16 protein-coding genes are annotated in these 15,993 nt (G+C 73.0%); 12 read left to right on the top strand and 4 right to left on the bottom strand.

Annotation, left to right across the window (positions count from 1 at the left end; all coding sequences use genetic code 11):
• Window positions 1-29: 29 nt before the first annotated feature.
• A complete protein-coding gene (locus tag GGQ69_RS14305) occupies window positions 30-1,313 on the top strand; it encodes an MFS transporter (RefSeq protein WP_183529723.1) in 1,284 nt (427 codons plus the stop codon).
• On the opposite strand, the gene GGQ69_RS14300 is transcribed toward GGQ69_RS14305, so the two are convergent.
• The 4 genes from GGQ69_RS14300 to GGQ69_RS14285 are packed head-to-tail and all read right to left on the bottom strand — an operon-like array spanning window position 1,223 to window position 5,499.
• Complete coding sequence (locus GGQ69_RS14300; protein ID WP_221243823.1) at window positions 1,223-2,122, bottom strand: ABC transporter ATP-binding protein; 900 nt, start codon at window positions 2,120-2,122, stop codon at window positions 1,223-1,225. The genes GGQ69_RS14305 and GGQ69_RS14300 overlap by 91 nt on opposite strands.
• Window positions 2,123-3,268, bottom strand: a complete 1,146-nt coding sequence (locus tag GGQ69_RS14295; protein WP_370577197.1) for a FecCD family ABC transporter permease — start codon at window positions 3,266-3,268, stop codon at window positions 2,123-2,125.
• Window positions 3,265-4,359 (bottom strand): iron ABC transporter permease, encoded by a 1,095-nt coding sequence (locus tag GGQ69_RS14290; protein WP_255459754.1) that lies wholly within the window; start codon window positions 4,357-4,359, stop codon window positions 3,265-3,267. Before GGQ69_RS14290 ends, GGQ69_RS14295 begins: the two co-directional genes overlap by 4 nt.
• A gap of 27 nt (window positions 4,360-4,386) precedes the next feature.
• Window positions 4,387-5,499 carry an iron-siderophore ABC transporter substrate-binding protein gene (locus tag GGQ69_RS14285; protein WP_183529721.1) on the bottom strand — a complete coding sequence of 371 codons (1,113 nt, stop codon included), beginning with the start codon at window positions 5,497-5,499 and terminating at the stop codon, window positions 4,387-4,389.
• A 334-nt stretch (window positions 5,500-5,833) separates the two neighbouring features.
• Between GGQ69_RS14285 and GGQ69_RS14280 the strand changes: the two genes are divergently transcribed.
• From GGQ69_RS14280 to GGQ69_RS14230, 11 genes are all read left to right on the top strand, one after another.
• Window positions 5,834-6,547 carry a ubiquinone/menaquinone biosynthesis methyltransferase gene (locus GGQ69_RS14280; RefSeq protein WP_298043500.1) on the top strand — a complete coding sequence of 238 codons (714 nt, stop codon included), beginning with the start codon at window positions 5,834-5,836 and terminating at the stop codon, window positions 6,545-6,547.
• Between the two features lie 150 nt (window positions 6,548-6,697).
• Window positions 6,698-7,366, top strand: a complete 669-nt coding sequence (locus GGQ69_RS14275) for a dienelactone hydrolase family protein (protein WP_183529717.1) — start codon at window positions 6,698-6,700, stop codon at window positions 7,364-7,366.
• The gene (locus GGQ69_RS14270; RefSeq protein WP_183529715.1) at window positions 7,363-7,986 is read left to right on the top strand and encodes a hypothetical protein; all 624 of its coding nucleotides are present in this window, start codon (window positions 7,363-7,365) and stop codon (window positions 7,984-7,986) included. Before GGQ69_RS14275 ends, GGQ69_RS14270 begins: the two co-directional genes overlap by 4 nt.
• A gap of 13 nt (window positions 7,987-7,999) precedes the next feature.
• Window positions 8,000-8,791, top strand: a complete 792-nt coding sequence (locus tag GGQ69_RS14265; protein WP_183529713.1) for a ZIP family metal transporter — start codon at window positions 8,000-8,002, stop codon at window positions 8,789-8,791.
• A 151-nt stretch (window positions 8,792-8,942) separates the two neighbouring features.
• The gene (locus tag GGQ69_RS14260; protein WP_183529711.1) at window positions 8,943-9,311 is read left to right on the top strand and encodes a hypothetical protein; all 369 of its coding nucleotides are present in this window, start codon (window positions 8,943-8,945) and stop codon (window positions 9,309-9,311) included.
• Window positions 9,312-9,440: 129 nt separating this feature from the next.
• The gene (locus GGQ69_RS14255; protein ID WP_183529709.1) at window positions 9,441-10,730 is read left to right on the top strand and encodes an MFS transporter; all 1,290 of its coding nucleotides are present in this window, start codon (window positions 9,441-9,443) and stop codon (window positions 10,728-10,730) included.
• 195 nt (window positions 10,731-10,925) lie between these two features.
• Window positions 10,926-12,110, top strand: a complete 1,185-nt coding sequence (locus tag GGQ69_RS14250; protein WP_183529707.1) for a SpoIIE family protein phosphatase — start codon at window positions 10,926-10,928, stop codon at window positions 12,108-12,110.
• Window positions 12,111-12,142: 32 nt separating this feature from the next.
• On the top strand, window positions 12,143-14,101 hold the full coding sequence (locus GGQ69_RS14245; RefSeq protein WP_183529705.1) for a glycosyltransferase family 2 protein: 1,959 nt from the start codon (window positions 12,143-12,145) through the stop codon (window positions 14,099-14,101).
• Window positions 14,085-14,417 carry an STAS domain-containing protein gene (locus tag GGQ69_RS14240; protein ID WP_183529703.1) on the top strand — a complete coding sequence of 111 codons (333 nt, stop codon included), beginning with the start codon at window positions 14,085-14,087 and terminating at the stop codon, window positions 14,415-14,417. The genes GGQ69_RS14245 and GGQ69_RS14240 overlap by 17 nt, the downstream gene beginning before the upstream one ends.
• Window positions 14,410-14,841: an ATP-binding protein gene (locus tag GGQ69_RS14235; RefSeq protein WP_183529700.1), complete on the top strand. Its 432-nt coding sequence runs from the start codon at window positions 14,410-14,412 to the stop codon at window positions 14,839-14,841. The genes GGQ69_RS14240 and GGQ69_RS14235 overlap by 8 nt, the downstream gene beginning before the upstream one ends.
• A gap of 180 nt (window positions 14,842-15,021) precedes the next feature.
• Window positions 15,022-15,831, top strand: coding sequence for a response regulator transcription factor (locus tag GGQ69_RS14230; RefSeq protein WP_298043509.1), 810 nt, complete (start codon window positions 15,022-15,024; stop codon window positions 15,829-15,831).
• The last annotated feature ends 162 nt before the right edge of the window (window positions 15,832-15,993 follow it).

Genomic DNA, 15,993 nt, shown 5'->3' with positions numbered 1-15,993 from the left:
TCACCCCTCCGACCAGGCGAGGACTCCACATGAGCTCCCACACCCTGAAGCCCCGGTCCGGCGTCGGCCCCACCCTGCTCTCGCCCACCCGTGCCCTGGCACTGGCCGCGGCCGGGATGAGCCTCATCGCCGTCTGTTACGGTCTGGCCCGGTTCGCCTACGGGCTGTTCGTGCCGGCCTTCCGGGAGAGCTTCGCCCTGGACGCCTCCGCAACGGGGGTGATCGCCTCGGGCAGTTACGTCGCCTACTGCGCGGGCATCCTCGCCGCCACACTGGCCACCCCGTGGTGGGGTGCCCGGCGAACGGCCGTCCTCGCCGGCGTGCTGGCCACGCTCGGCACCGCCCTGATCGCCCTGACGCCGGGGGTCGTGCTCCTCGTCGCGGGCGTGATGCTCGCCGGAGCCAGTACCGGTCTCGCCTCGCCTCCGCTGGCCCACGCCATCGCCCGGCGGGTCCACCCCGGGGCGCGCAGTCGCCTGCAGACGGTCGTAAACGCCGGCACGGGACTGGGCGTGCTCGTCTCCGGCCCGGTCGCCCTGCTGGCGGGCGAGCACTGGCGGTTCGCCTGGTGGGTCTTCGCGGGGGCGGCGGCCCTGGTCACCGCATGGGCCGCCGTGGCGGTCCCGTCCGGCCCCCGGCGGGCCGCCGCGGGGGTCCCGGTGCCGCGGCGGGCGCTCCCGGGAGGCGGGCGACCACCCGCGGGCGCCGCACACCTTCTCCTGGCGGCTGCGGTGGTGGGCGGTTCGAGTGCCGCCACCTGGACCTTCGGGCCGGACCTGTTGACGAGCGACGGCGGCCACGGCCAGTCGTTCGCCACGCTCGCGTGGATCGTCCTCGGGGCCTGCGGGCTGCTGGGGGCGGTCACGGGTGATGCCACGCAGCGCTTCGGACTGCGCACCGTCTGGGCGTGCTCCCTGGTGGCCCTGGGCGCCGCCACGGCCGTCCTCGCCGCCGCCCCGCAGGACCCGGTCGTCGCCCTCCTCGCCCACGGGGCCTTCGGCGGCGTCTACATCGTCCTGACGGGTGTCCTGCTCCTGTGGGGCGCCCAGGTCTTCGGGCGCGAACCGGCGCGGGGCGTCGGGCTGGCGTTCCTGTTCCTCGCCCTCGGGCAGGGCGGTGCCGCCCCGCTGCTCGGGGTCCTGGCCGACCAGGCCGGTCTGCCGGCGGCCTTCTGGGCGGCGTCGGGAATCGCCCTCCTCGGCCTCCTGGTCCCGGCCGGGGGTCAGGCCCCCAGTCGGTCGGCCGGGGTGCGCGGCAGCACCACGGGGTGGCCCAGCAGCGGATCGGGCACGACGTCGGCGTCCAGTCCGTAGACCTCCTCCAGCAGGGCGGGGGTCAGGACCTGCCCCGGTGGGCCCGCCGCCACGACCTGGCCGTGGGCCATCGCCACGACGTGGTCGGCGCTGCGGGAGGCCACGTTCAGTTCGTGCAGCACCGCGACCACGGTGGCCCGCTGCCCGGCCACCGTGGGGTCCGGCAGGGAGCGGACGAGGTCCATCAGCTCGACCTGGTGGGACAGGTCCAGGTAGCTCGTCGGCTCGTCCAGCAGCACCACGGGGGTCTGCTGGGCCAGGACCAGGGCCAGCCAGGCGCGCTGCCGCTGCCCGCCGGAGAGCTCGGAGACGTCCGCGCCGGCCAGCTCCACGAGGTCGGCCAGCTCCAGGGCCCGGGCGATCGCCTCGGTGTCGGTGGCCGTCCGGGCACCGAACCAGCCGCGGTGCGGGTGCCGTCCGCGGTCCACCAGCTGTTCGACGGTCATCCCGTCCGGGGCCACCGGGGACTGTGGCAGCAGGGCCACGGTGCGCGCGTAGCTGCGCGCGGGCCAGTGCTCCGCGGACCGGCCGAGCACCTCGAGGGTGCCGGTCAGCAGGGGCAGCTGGCGGGTCAGCCCGCGCAGCAGGGTCGACTTGCCGCAACCGTTGGCGCCGATGATGGCCGTGGTCTGCCCGCTCGGCAGGTCCAGGTCCAGGGGCTGCCCGGGGCCGACCACCACGCGGTCGCCGTAGCCCAGGGTCACCCCGCGCAGGCGGATCGCGGGTGGGGGGCCTCCCGGTGACGACGGGCCCGCCGTGGTCCCGTCCGTGGCCTCCGGCACCGCACGCGCTCCTGAGTCCGTGTCCATTCAGCTCCTCCGTCCGGACCGCACCAGCAGCCACAGCATCAGCGGCGCACCGGCCGCTCCGGTCAGCACGCCCGTCGGCAGCCGGGCCCCGCCGAAGGCCTCGGCGGCCAGGAAGTCCGCGGCCATCACGATCACCGCGCCGCACAGGGCGGCGGCCGGCAGGGACGGGCGCCCGCCGGTCAGCCCGCGGGCCACGGGGGTGGACAGCAGGGCCACGAACGCCAGCGGGCCCGTGGCGGCGGTGGCCGCCGCGGCCAGCAGCGCGCCCACCGTCAGCGCCCCCAGTCCGGTCCGCCCGGGCCGGGACCCGAGCCCGTGGGCCAGTTCCCCGCCCAGGTCCGCCGGGGCCAGCCGGGCGTGCAGCATCCCCCCGGCCGGCAGCAGGACGGCCAGCAGCACGGCCAGCACCACGATCCGCTCCCACGTCACGGCGTTCAGCGACCCCGCCGTCCAGATGGCCGCGGACTGCAGGTCGTGCTGGTTCAGGGACAGCATCACCCCGGACAGCACGGCCTGGCACAGCGTGGCCACGGCGATGCCGGCCACGATGAACGTCGTCCCGCCCAGCGCCCCGGCGAGTCCACCGGACCCGGCGGAGGGGCCCCCGCCCAGGCGCCCGCCGGAGCGCCCGGCGGTCGAGAAGCCCAGCACCACCGCGGTCGCGGCCAGCCCGCCGATCAGGGCTGCCACCGCCATGCCGGCCCCGCTGCCGGCCTCCGCGCCGAACGCCAGCATCCCGACGGCGGCCACGGCGGCCCCCTGGGTCACCCCCAGGATGTCCGGGCTCGCCAGCGGGTTGCGCAGGGTCCGGCGGAACAGGGCGCCGGCGGCGCCGAACCCGGCCCCGGCCAGGGCGCCGGCCACGGCCCGCGGCAGCTTCTCCTGCAGCACGATGAACGAGGCCCCGGGAATGGTCTCACCGCCCAGGATCGCGAGGAAGTCGGGGATGGTGACGGTGTACCCGCCGAGCAGCACGCGCACGCCCATCCCCAGCACCAGCGCGACTGCCAGGGCCAGCGTGACGGTCACGAGCCGGCGCCGGGACCCGGACTGCAGGGCGCGCACGGCGGCCAGCGCGTCCGGGGCCGCGGAGGAGCCCGGCCGCCCGGCCGCGGCCCGGGTGGCCTCACCCGTCAGGGCGCTCACAGGGACACCGCCCTGCGGCGCAGCAGCACCAGGAGCACGGGCACCCCGATCAGCACGGTGGTCACGCCCACGTGGATCTCCTGTGGGGCGATGACCACCCGGCCGGCCAGGTCGGCCGTCACGAGCAGGACGGCGCCCCACAGGCCACAGCCGACCACGAGCACGCGGGTGGAGGCCGGGCGGAACCGGCGCAGGGCGTGCGGGACGAGCAGGCCCACGAACACCACGGGCCCGGCCAGGGAGGTGGCCGCGGCGGTCAGCAGGACGGTCGCGCCCAGCAGCGTCATCCGCAGCCGCTCGGGACGGGAGCCCAGCCCGTGGGCGAGCTCGTCGCCGAGGGCCAGGGCGTCGAGACCGGGAGCGGCCACGAGGACCATGAGGATGCCGACCACGACGACCGGGGCCAGCCACGCCGCGTCCTCCAGGGAGGTCCGCGCCACCGAGCCGACCGTCCAGAACCGGAAGCGCTCCAGGACGGCGGGGGAGAGGATCAGCAGGGCGCTCGTGGCCGCGGTGCAGCCGGCCGTGACGGCCGCCCCGGCCAGCACCAGGGACAGCGGGCCGGGGGCGGCACCGGTGCCGGCGCCCAGCCGGGAGGCCGCGGAGGCCACGGCGTAGACCACGACGGCGGCCAGCACCGTCCCGAGGATCGCCAGGACCACGGCGGTCCCCAGCCCGGACGGCAACCCCGCCCCGAGCCCGAGGGCCACGGCCAGTGAGGCGCCGGCCGTCAGGCCCAGCAGGCCCGGGTCGCCCAGCGGGTTGCGGGTGGCTCCCTGCAGGGCCACCCCGGAGACGGCCAGGGCGGCGCCGACCAGGATCGCGGTCACGGTGCGCGGGATGCGGGAGAGCACGGCGGCCGCGTCGATGTCCCCGGGGGCGGTGCCGGTCCCCGTCAGGAGGCCGGCCAGGGTGTCCACCGTGGTGGAGGGAACCACGGAGCGGGCCCCGAGGGCCAGGGCGGCCAGGCACGCCAGCACCAGCACGACGGCGGGGGCCACCAGGAAGGTGACCGGCCGCCGTCGTGCCGGGCGGGGTGCCGGGGGTCGCGACACCCCGGCCGGGGCGGGGGAGGGCCGGCCGGCGCTCATGCCGCGCCCCGACGGGACGGGGGGTGGCTACTCAGGGGAGCCGCCCGCCTTCTGCGCGGCCTCGGTGATCTTCGGCAGGGCGTTCTCCAGTGCCCACGGGATGGACAGCGGGGAGGACGCCGAGATGGACAGGACCTCCTGCTCGTCGGTCTGCAGGACCAGGGTCCCGTCCTGGACCGCCGGGATCGAACCCAGCAGCGGGTCGTTGGCGATGGCCTGGCCCACGGACTCGTCCGCGGCGGAGGATACGAAGATGTCCGAGTCGAGTTCGTCCGCCCGCTCCGGGGACCAGGTGATGTAGAACGCCTCCTGGGCGGCCTCGTCCTCGGCGACCACCGGTGCCAGGTCCATCCCGAGCGCGGAGAGGAACTTCGGGCGGTTGTCCGTGGCGGTGAACAGGTAGACCTGGTCCGCGGCGGCCGGGTCCACGGTGCCGTAGAGGAAGGTGGTGCCGGCCAGTTCCGGGTGGTCCTCGGCGGCGGCGGCCAGCTGTCCCTCCACGTCGGTCACGACCTGCTCGGCCTCGGCGTCCTTGCCCAGGGCCTCGCCGATGATCCGGGTGGAGTCCTGCCAGGGTGTGCCGAAGGCCGCGGTGCCCTCGGGATAGGCCACGACCGGGGCGATCTCGGAGAGCTTGTCGTACTGCTCCTGGTCGATGCCGGAGTAGGTCGCCAGGATCACGTCCGGTTCGGTGGCCGCGATCGCCTCGTAGTCGATCCCGTCCGACTCCGAGTACTGCTCGGGAGCCTCGGCGCCGAGCTCCTCCAGCTTGGCGTCGAACCAGTCCGTGGACTTGTTCTCGTTGCCGCCGTACTCCGTGGCGGCCACGCCCACCGGCACCACGCCCAGGGCCAGCGAGATGTCCTGGTTCACCCAGGAGACGGTGGCCACGCGCTCGGGCTGGGCCGGGATCTCGGTCTCACCGAAGGCGTGCTCGATGGTGCGGGGGAAGGCCGCGTCGGCGCTGCCGGCATCGGCGGCCGTGGCGGCGGGCGAGGTCGGCTCGGACGAACCCCCCGCCGGGCCGGTGGAGCAGCCGGCGAGCAGGGTGGCGCCGAGGGCGAGGGAACCGAGGACCAGGGCGCGGCGCCGGGTGGTTCCGGCGCGCGGGGAGACGGGCGAGGTGGGGGAAGAGGGCACGTCGGGTGGCCTTTCGAGAGTCACAGGAGGGCCTGCGGACGGACCGGCAACGGTGTGGAACCGGCGGGCGAGGACGGTGCCGCAGACCAGGTCAGGTCATTTGCCAACATCGCTATTGCCTATTTCCCGGAGGTTAGCCTAGCCTAACCACGTGGTGCAAGAAGCCGTGCGGGGCTTCGCCCACGTGGTCGGGTCCATGGTGGACGTGCCCAGTGACCGCGCCGGTCGCATTCCTCTTCGGGGCCGGCGTGGTCACTGGCCACACCCGCGCCTCGAGGGACCGGGGCCGGCGTGCGTGCGGTGCGCGCGGGCCGGAGCGACTAGCGTGGAGCGGGTGAACACCCAGCATCCCGCCCGCGATGACCACGGCGCCCAGGTCTCCTCCATGTTCGACGGCATCGCCGGCCGCTACGACCTGATGAACCTCGTCATGACCTGGGGTCAGGAGCCGCGGTTCGTGCGCCGCACCGTGGAACGGGCCGAGCTGCCGGAGGCGCCCGTCGTGCTGGACCTGGCCACCGGCACCGGGGACATCGCCCTGGAGGTGCTGCGCTCCCACTACGGGGCCCGGATCACCGGGGCGGACTTCGCCCCCGAGATGATGGAGGTCGGCAAGGCCCGGCCCGGTGGTGACCAGATCACCTGGGTCGAGGCGGACGCCATGGACCTGCCGTTCGAGGATGCGTCCTTCGATGCCGTCACCCACGGGTACCTGCTGCGCAACGTGGCCGACATCCCCACCACGCTGGCGGAGCAGTTCCGGGTGCTGCGGCCCGGCGGGAGGATGGTGGCCCTGGAGACCTCCCCGGCACCGGAGAACATCATCAGGCCCTTCTCCACCGCGTACATCAAGCACGTGGTGCCCCGGTTGTCCCGGCTGATCACCGGTGACTCCTCCGCCTACGAGTACCTCTCTGCCACCACCCGCGGCTTCAAGACCCCGGCCCAGATCCAGGACCTGCTCGAGGACGCCGGCTTCGTGGACGTGGGCCACGAGACCCACCTGTTCGGAACGATCGCGATCCACTGGGCGACCAAGCCGGCCTGAACCGCGCCGCCGGCCTGACGGGCCGCTGCCCGCCCCTACCCGGTGCCGGGCCGGGAGTCCTACGCTGACCGTGGACAGTCACCGGGCGGAGAGCCGCCGGTCCCTCGGGGACCCGGCCGCCCGGCGCCCCCACGGGAAGGGTCGGCAGCGATGACGGAAACCCCGGACAGGATGGACGCGGGCCGGGACGTGCTGATCCCGGCCGCGCACGCCGGGCTAGCAGGTCGCCTGCACCTGACGGCCCCGAACGCCCCCGTGGTCATCTTCGCCCACGGCAGCGGCAGCAGCCGGCACAGCACGCGCAACCGGTACGTCGCCTCCGTGCTGCAGGAGGCCGGCCTGGGAACCCTTCTGCCGGACCTGCTCACGGAGGAGGAGGCAGGGGACCGCCAGAACGTCTTCGACATCCCCCTGCTCGCCCAGCGCCTGACCCTGGCCGAGGCCTGGGTGCACCAGCACCCGGAGGCCAGATCCTCCCCGGTCGGGTTCTTCGGGGCCAGCACCGGCGCCGGTGCCGCGCTGTGGGCGGCGGCCGAACCCGGGACGCGGGTGGGCGCCGTCGTCTCGCGGGGCGGGCGGCCGGACCTGGCGGCGCCGCGGCTCGAGCAGGTCACGGCGCCCACGCTGCTGATCGTGGGCAGCCTGGACCACCAGGTGCTGGAGCTCAATGCCCGTGCCCAGACGCAACTGCACTGTGAGAACCGGCTGGAGGTGGTGGAGGGCGCCACCCACCTGTTCCCGGAGCGCGGCACGCTCGAGCAGGCCGCCCGGCTGGCCCGAGACTGGTTCATACGACACCTGAGGAGCAGACCGTCATGAGCGAGCAGACACCGTCCGGATCCACCACGCCCCCTGACCGCCACGATGAGGCCGTCCCCACGGAGAAGCAGAAGTTCGGGGGCATCAAGTTCGGCGTGGCCTTCTTCGGATGGCTGGCGGCCACCGGTATGGCGGTGTTGCTCACCGCGCTGTTGTCGGCCCTCGGGATCGGGGTCGGGCTGACCGCCGAGACCGATCCCAACCAGGTCGCAGAGCAGGCCACGGAGACCGCGACGACGGTGGGTCTCGTGAGTGCGATCGTGCTGGCGCTGATCGTGTTCATCTCGTACTTCTGCGGCGGCTACGTGGCCGGGAGGATGGCCCGTTTCGACGGGGCCAAGCAGGGCCTGGCCGTGTGGCTGTGGGCGATCGTCATCGCCGTCATCCTGGCGCTCGTGGGCCTGGTGGCCGGCAGCCAGTTCGACATGTTCGGCCAGTTCAGCGGCCTGGCGGGTGTGCCCGTCGACCCGGCAAGCCTGACCGCCGGCGGCATCATCGCCGTGGTCGTCGCCGCCGTGCTCGCCCTGGTCGGAGCGGTCCTGGGCGGACTCGTCGGGATGCGCTACCACCGCAGGGTGGACCGGTACGCCCTCGGCACCCCTCCCGTCCAGGGCACCTGAGTCCGGTCGAGCCGTGGCCGAGTCCCTAATCTTCGGCGTCATCGCCTCCAGCGCGCTCATCATCGGCGCGCTGATCGGCGTGCGCTTCGACCTGCCCAAGCGCGTCCTGGCCATCCTGCTCTCCTTCGCCGCCGGCGCCCTGATCACCGCACTGACCTTTGAGCTGTTCGAGGATGCCTACGAGCGCGGGGGCATCTGGCGAGCGGTCATCGGCCTGTTCGTCGGTGCGGTGGTGTTCACGGTCCTGAGCGCGCTGCTCGACCGCTGGGCGCAACCCGGTCCCTCGTCCGAGGACGCAGAGCTGCGGCAGGGCAGCGCCAAGCTGGACACGGATGCCGCGGCGCAGGACAGACCGCCCACGGCGGCCTCCGCCAGCGGAGCGGCGGGGCTCGCCCTCCTGGCGGCCGTGACCCTCGACGGTGTCCCGGAGAACGTGGCGCTGGGCGTCTCGCTCTCGGAGGGCACGGGCGGCATGGCCCTGCTCGCGGCCATCTTCGTGTCCAACCTCCCGGAGTCCCTGGTGGGGGCGGCCTCGATGCGGGAGCGGGGCATGCCCCGGGGCAGGGCCGTCCTGCTCTGGACGGTCTGCGCCGCACTGCTGGTCGTGGCCGTCGTGATCGGTGCGGGACCGCTGGCCAACACTGACCCGGAGACGATCTCCCTGCCCCTGGCCTTCGCCGCCGGGGCCGTCATCGCCTCGCTCGCGGACACCCTGATGCCGGAGGCCTACGAGCACGGCGGCCCGGCGGTGGCGGTGAGCACCACGGCCGGCTTCGCCCTGTCCTTCGCGCTGTCGCTGGCGTGAGGACGGGGGGCGTCATCCCCCTGGAGCGCCACCGTCCGTGGATGCGGGCTCGCCGGGCGCAGGGTCGCCAGCCGTTTTCCTTCCCGTAGGCCCAACCTAGACTGGAGGCGCGGCCGTTGCGTCGTAACGGCTGACCTCTGGGAGGCATGCCATGCATGAGTACGAGAAGATCCATCCCCTGGTCAAGGACAACACCGGCCTGTCCTTGGGGTACCGGATCCTGTGGCGGATCCGGCACGCGGCGAACGACGTCTACGGTCCGGCCAGCCGCCAGCCAGGACTGAACCCCCGCGAGCAGCTCAGGGTGGAACGGGCCCAGCGTGTCGCCACGGCGTACCGGATGCAGGGCAAGGAGCCCCCGCCCAACGTCCGCCGGGCGGCCGGCGAGGACGTGGACGGCGACCCGGACGCCATCCAGCGCCATACGACGCCGCCCAAGCCCTTCCAGGAGGGATACCGGTACGTCATGGTCGACGAGGACCAGACGGCCGATCCGGACAATCCGGCCAAGGGCACCTGAGCGGCCGCAGTACGATCAGGAGAGCGCCGGCCGCGCTTCGCGCCGGCGTGGATCGCCATGACATCACCATGGTGGGCTGATCGACTGAACGGGGACTGACCGGCCGCCGGCCGGGAGAGAGGGGCGGGGGTGACCGAGACGCGCCCCGTGCCCCGGGTCACCGGTTTCCTCACCGCACTCCTCGCCTTCTCCGCCGTCAACGCCCCCACCGTGCTGTATGCCACCTGGCGTGAGCAGATGGGGTTCCCCGCCACGGTCCAGACCCTCGTCTACGCCGTCTACGTCGCCGGGCTCATCCCGGGACTGGTCCTGGCGGGGCGATGGTTGCGACGATGGCCCCCGCGGACGCTCATGACCTGGGCCGTGGCCGTCTCCGTGCCGGCCTCCCTGGCGCTCGCGCTGGCCGCGGGGCCGGGGGCGCTGATCGCGGGGCGTGCCGTCCAGGGACTCGCCCTCGGCGTGATCATGACCGCCAGCAGCGCCGCCCTGTACCAGGCCGCTCCGCCCCGGCCCCGCCCCTTCACCGCCCTGCTCGTCACCCTGAGCGCGATCCTCGGTGCCTGCCTGGGTCCCCTGGCCGCAGGTCTGCTGGCAGACGCCACCGGTGGGACGGCCGCCCCCATGGCCGGAGCGGCGATCGCCCTGGTGGCCGTGCTGGTGCTGCTGAGGGCGTACGGGGCCACGCCGGTGGCGTCGCAGGGTCCCGGCGCCGAGGACCCCGGCCGGAACGCGACGGCCGCCGACCGGGCCCCGGTGACCGACGGCGTGGCCGAGTCGGCCATCGATCCGTCCGCCCGGACGGGGACGCCGACGGCCGGTGGGGCGGCGTCCGGGAGGGTGCCTGCCGAACCGGGGAACGCCGACCCGCAGCCGCGCAGCCACCTGATGATCAGCCTGACGGCCGCGACCAGCTGGTCAATGATCGGGCTGTACCAGTCCGTCGGACCGGGACTGATCGGAGCGGCGCTTCAGGTGGACAGCCTGACCGCCCTGGGCGGGATCGTGGCCATCGTCCTCGGGGTGGCCGGCCTCGTGCAGGTCCTGTCCAGGGACATCGCCTACCCCGCGGCCCGGCGTCTCGGTCACGTCTTCGTGATCCTGGGGATCGCCGGCTTCGCCGCGATGCTGGTGACCGGGCAGGTGTGGCTGGCGCTGGTCGCCTCGGTGGGGGCCGGCGTCGGGCACGGGTTCACCTACCTGAGCGCCACGCAGGAGATGGGCGAACTGGTGCGCCACCACCCCGCACGGGCCGGTTCCCTGATGAGCCGGTACTTCGCGATCGCCTACCTGTGCATGGGCGGGTTCTCCGTGGGCCTGGGCATCGTGGGCGACCTCTGGGCGCTCGTGCCGGCCGCCCTGATCCTGCTCACCGCCCTGGCCGCCGGCTGTGCGGTGATGCTGTTCTCCCGCAACCGTTGATCAGCCGGGGCCCGTGGGCCGTTCCATGCCTACCTCCTGACCGGCCGGGGACGGGCGGTGGGCCGGCGTTCGGCCCGAGAGGCGGCGGACCCGTGTTGCGGGGGCCCGCCTCTGCAGTGGGACACCACCGGGTCCGTCCACGTCAATCCGGGTCTGACCTCCGATTCGGCCGCCGGGATGGTTACCATCGTGGATGTGACGGTGAAGACGGTGGATCGCGGGGAGGCCGCCCGGGTACGGGCGCTGCATGAGCTTCGAATACTGGACACCCCCCAGGAGGAACGCTTCGACCGGGTGGTCCGTATGGCCCGGGACATCTTCGGGGTCAAGGCTGCCGCGGTCAACCTCGTCGACGCCGACCGGCAATTCACCAAGGCCGGGGTCGGCCTCGGGGGTGCGGTCGAGACGGCGTGCGAGGACGCCATGTGCGTCTTCACCGTCCAGGCCGATGACGAGCTGATCGTCGAGGACGCCACCCGGGACGGCCGCTACCGGGACCACTCCTTCGCCACGGGGGAGGAGGGCTGGCGGTTCTACGCCGGGCACCCGTTGCACGCCCCCGGGGGCGAACCCGTCGGGGCCCTCTGCCTGGTCGACGACAGGCCGCGTGAGATGACGGACCGTGACCGCCAGCTGCTGGCCGAGATGGCCGGCTGGGTGGAGAGCGAACTGGCCCGGCAGGTCGAACTGGACGAGGCGGCCGAGGTGCAGCAGATCCTCATGCCGCACACCCGCCCGGACCTGCCCGGCTGGGAGGTGGCGGGCCGGTGCGTGCCGACGCGGGACATCGGCGGGGACTTCTTCACCTGGCAGGAGCTGGACGACGGCCGCCTCCAGGTCCACCTGGCGGACGTGATGGGCAAGGGCATCGCCGCCGCGTTGCTGGCCGCCTCGGTGCGGGCCATGCTGATGGGTGCCGCCCAGTTCAACGACCAGGACGGCACCGTTCACCGGGCGTCGCTGGCGGCCGAACAGATGCTGGAGGACGCTCGGGCGTTCGTCACTGTCTTCTCGGCCCGGCTCGATCCGGCCACCGGGGTCCTCGAATTCGTGGACGCCGGCCACGGGCTGGCCTTCATCCTGGGCCAGGGCGGGTATCGCCGGCTGGCGCTGTCCGGTCCGCCCATGGGAGCCCTGCCGGGAACCCGGTGGACGGTGCAGACCACCACGCTGGAGCCCGGGGAGACCCTGGTGGTGATCTCGGACGGCTATCTCGACTTCTTCCCGACCCTCGAGGAATCGGTGGACTTCGCCTACCGCTCGGGACTCCATCGCCTCGGGGCCGCCGAGTTGGTGGAACGCATGACGGCCTACGCCCGGGGCCGGGGCCATGATGACGACCTGACCATCCTGGCCGTCAGCCGTGACGAGCACGGCTGAGCACCCGGGATGAACGAGGAGGGGGACACTCGATGACATTCCGGCACTTCACGGTCCGGCTGCTGGTGATACTCACGCTGATCCTGGGTGTCAACTACGTGGCGTGGCGGTGGCTGGAGTCCCTGAACTGGTCGGCCTGGTGGATCGCCGTGCCGCTGGTCCTGGCCGAGACCTACAGCCTGATCGACGTCACGCTCTTCGGCCTGACGGTGTGGCGCGTCCGGAACCGCATTCCCCCGGACCCCGCGCCGGGCCTGACGGTGGATGTCTTCATCACCACCTACAACGAGCCGGTCGAGATGGTGGTGGAGACGGCCCGGGCGGCGCGCGAGATCCGGTATCCCCACCAGACCTGGATCCTCGACGACGGCGCCCGTCCCGACATGCGGACGGCCGCCGAACGGGAGGGCATCGGTTACCTGACGCGCAGTATCGACTGGCAGGACCGGCCCCGCCACGCCAAGGCGGGCAACCTCAACAACGCCCTGATGGCCACGGAGGGCGAGTTCCTGCTCATCCTCGACGCCGACCAGGTCCCCGCGCCCGAGATCCTGGACCGGACGCTGGGCTACTTCAACGACCGCCGGGTCGCCCTGGTGCAGACCCCGCAGTACTTCGTCAACGTTCCCGCCGACGACCCCCTGGGCAGCCAGGCACCCCTGTTCTACGGCCCCATCATGAGCGGCAAGGACGGCTGGAACGCGGCCTTCTTCTGCGGCTCCAACGCCGTGTTGCGCCGCGAGGCACTGATGCAGCTCGGCCTGGTCCGGTATGTCCAGGAGGTCCAGCGCGTCGTCCGCCGGGCGCTGGACTCGGTGCGGTCGGCCATGCGCAGGGCCCGCCGCTCGCCCGAGGCGGCCGACCCCGTGGTGGCGGGGGTCCTCGATGAGGTGCTGGCGGCCACGACCCGGGCCCGGGCCGAGCAGAAGGCCGGTGTCCCCCTCGGCGAGGTGACTTACCGGCTGCAACGGGAGGTCCAGTCGGCGACCCGCTCGCTGGTGGATCGGGACGTCCGGGCGATCCGGGCCGACCTCGAGGAGATCTCCGCGATGGGCCTGCGCGGCGATGGCGGGCCGGAGCACCATGAGAAGCTCGAGTCCGCCCTGGACCAGCTTGCCGGTCGTGAGTGGTCACCCTTGGGCGCCCTGGAGTCCGTGGACGAGGTACTCGGCGCCGTGGCCGTGGACCGGCCCGACGAGGCGCAGCCGATCATGCCGCTGGCCACGATCTCCGTGACCGAGGACATGGCCACCGCCATGCGGCTGCACGGGCTGGGCTGGCGGAGCGTCTACCACCACGAGATCCTCGCCCACGGGCTGGCGCCCGAGGACCTGAAGACCATGCTGACCCAGCGCCTGCGCTGGGCGCAGGGAACCATCCAGGTCATGCTCCGCGAGAATCCCCTGGTGCAGCGCAATCTCTCCTGGGGGCAGCGCCTGATGTACCTCGGGACGATGTGGACCTACCTCTCCGGCTTCGCCACGGTCGTCTACCTCGCCGCGCCGATCATCTTCCTGGTACTCGGGGTCCTTCCGGTCACCGCCTTCAGCGCGGACTTCTTCCTGCGCTTCATCCCGTTCATCGTGGTCAACCAGTTGCTGTTCCTCGTGGTGGCCCGGGGCGTGCCAACGTGGCGGGGGCAGCAGTACAGCCTGGCGCTGTTCCCCACCTGGATCAAGGCGTGCACGACCGCCGCCCGCAACGTGTGGTTCGGCCGTCCACTGGGGTTCGCCGTGACACCCAAGGTGCGTCAGGACGGCGGGCCCGCCTGGCACCTGATCCGTCCCCAGCTGGTCGCCATGGCGCTGCTGGCCATCGCGCTCGTGGTCGGGGCGGTCCGTCTGGCGACAGGACTCAACGAACCCGTGGGCACACTGGTCAACGTGGTGTGGGTAGTGTTCGACCTGGTCGTGATGAGCGTGCTCGTCAGGGCCGCGCGATATCGCGGGCACGAGGCGAACGAAGGGACAATCGATGCAGTACACCGCTGAACAGGGCCCCACCCACACGGTGATCAGCCCGACCGGCCGGCTCAACATGGTCGCCGCCCCCAGGCTGCGCCAGGTGGTGGCCGACCACGTCGCCCAGGGGCACCACCGCGTGGTGGTCGACCTGGGTGGTGTCGACTTCATCGACTCATCCGGTCTCGGTGCCCTCGTGGCCTCCCTGAAGACCGCCCGGAGCGCCGGTGGCGACCTGCGGATCGCCGCGCTCGGTGCCCAGGTGCGGATGGTCCTGGAGCTGACCGGCCTGGACACGGTGCTCACGCCCTATGCCGACGCCGCGTCCGCCTTCCGGGATGACTGACCCCGTCGTCACGCGCTCCCGGCGGGGCCCGGCCACGAGCCAGACCGTGGAGGCCCTCCAGGATGACCTGGAGGCACTGTGGGACGACGCCTGCCACGTGGCCGAGCGGGAGCGCATGGCGTTCACCCTGGCCGTGGTGGAGGCCGCCAGCAACGTGGTGGACCACGCGGTGCCCAGCAGTCCGGCGGGTGTGCACCTGTCCGTGGAGCTCACGATCAGTCCGGACCGGTTGACGGCGGAGATCTACGAGATCAACGCCGAGCCGGCCCGCATCGACCTGGAGGAGAGCCGGCGCATGGACACCCTGGCCGATTCCGGCCGGGGGCTGGCACTGATGCGCACCCTGCTCGACACCGTGGTCTACGAACGCCGCGACGGCACCAACGTGTGGGTGCTCTCCAGGACCCGCGCCCCGCATCGTTGACCCCGGCCGCCGCGGTCACGGACACCGGGGCAGCCGGATGCCTGGTCCGACGGCGACGGGGGCTGCGTCACCCCTTCACAGTCTGGGCACAGGTAGGACAGAATCCCCTGACAGGATAGGGGTTTGGACTAGGACGTGGGCACCCCCGTCCTTCCACCCGTCCGCCTCTAGGAGCGCACCATGAACTCGTCACTTCCTGGCCTGTCCTCCGGCTCCCCGGCCTCAGGCCCGTCAGCCGCCACCGGTTCGCCGACCTCCCTCGCGGCCCTGCACGAGATCCTGCCGAAGCTCTCCCATCCGGACGGCAGCGCCCTGCGGGCCCTCGTCGTGGACGACGAGCCGATGCTGGCGGACCTGGTGTCCATGGGCCTGACCCTGTGTGGCTGGGAGGTGCACGTCGCGCATGCCGGACACGCCGCCGTCGAGACCGCCCGCAACGCCCAGCCGGACGTGCTGGTCCTGGACTGGATGCTGCCCGAGCTGGACGGTCTGCAGGTGCTGGACCGGATCCGCTCCTTCCGTCCCGACGTGCCGGCGCTGTTCCTCACCGCCCGGGACTCGGTGGACGACCGCATCCGCGGCCTGGCCGCCGGTGGGGACGACTACGTCACCAAGCCGTTCTCGCTGGAGGAGGTGTTGATCCGCCTCCACCGGCTGGTCCAGCGCTCCGGGGTGGCCGCCCAGGACTCGGACGAGCTGGTGGTGGGGGACCTGGTGCTCAACGTCCGCACCCATGAGGTCACGCGCGGCGGGGATCCGGTGGACCTGACCGCCACCCAGTTCAACCTGCTGCGGTACCTCATGGAGAATCCCCGGGCCGTGCTGTCCAAGGCGCAGATCCTGGACCGGGTCTGGCAGTACGACTTCGGCGGGCAGGCCAACATCGTCGAGCTCTACATCTCGTACCTGCGCAAGAAGATCGACGCCGGCCGCGAACCGATGATCCACACCGTCCGGGGCGCCGGGTATGTCATTCGCCCGGCCGTCTGAGGCCGCCGCGGTGACCTCGTCGTCCGGCGGGCCTCCCGGCCCGTCCCCCGATCCGGAGCCGGCGGCGCCGCCGGCGTCCCCGGCTCCGGGCGCCTCACCCCCCTCGGCCGGCGATCGCGTCCGGAACCGTGCGGGTGCCCGGCCCCCGCGGCGGACGAGCCT

The organism is Micrococcus sp. TA1 (assembly GCF_014199555.1).
Taxonomy (GTDB): domain Bacteria; phylum Actinomycetota; class Actinomycetes; order Actinomycetales; family Micrococcaceae; genus Citricoccus.
Note: the sequence above shows the minus strand (reverse complement) of the source record. Positions and strands in the feature narration are given on the sequence as shown.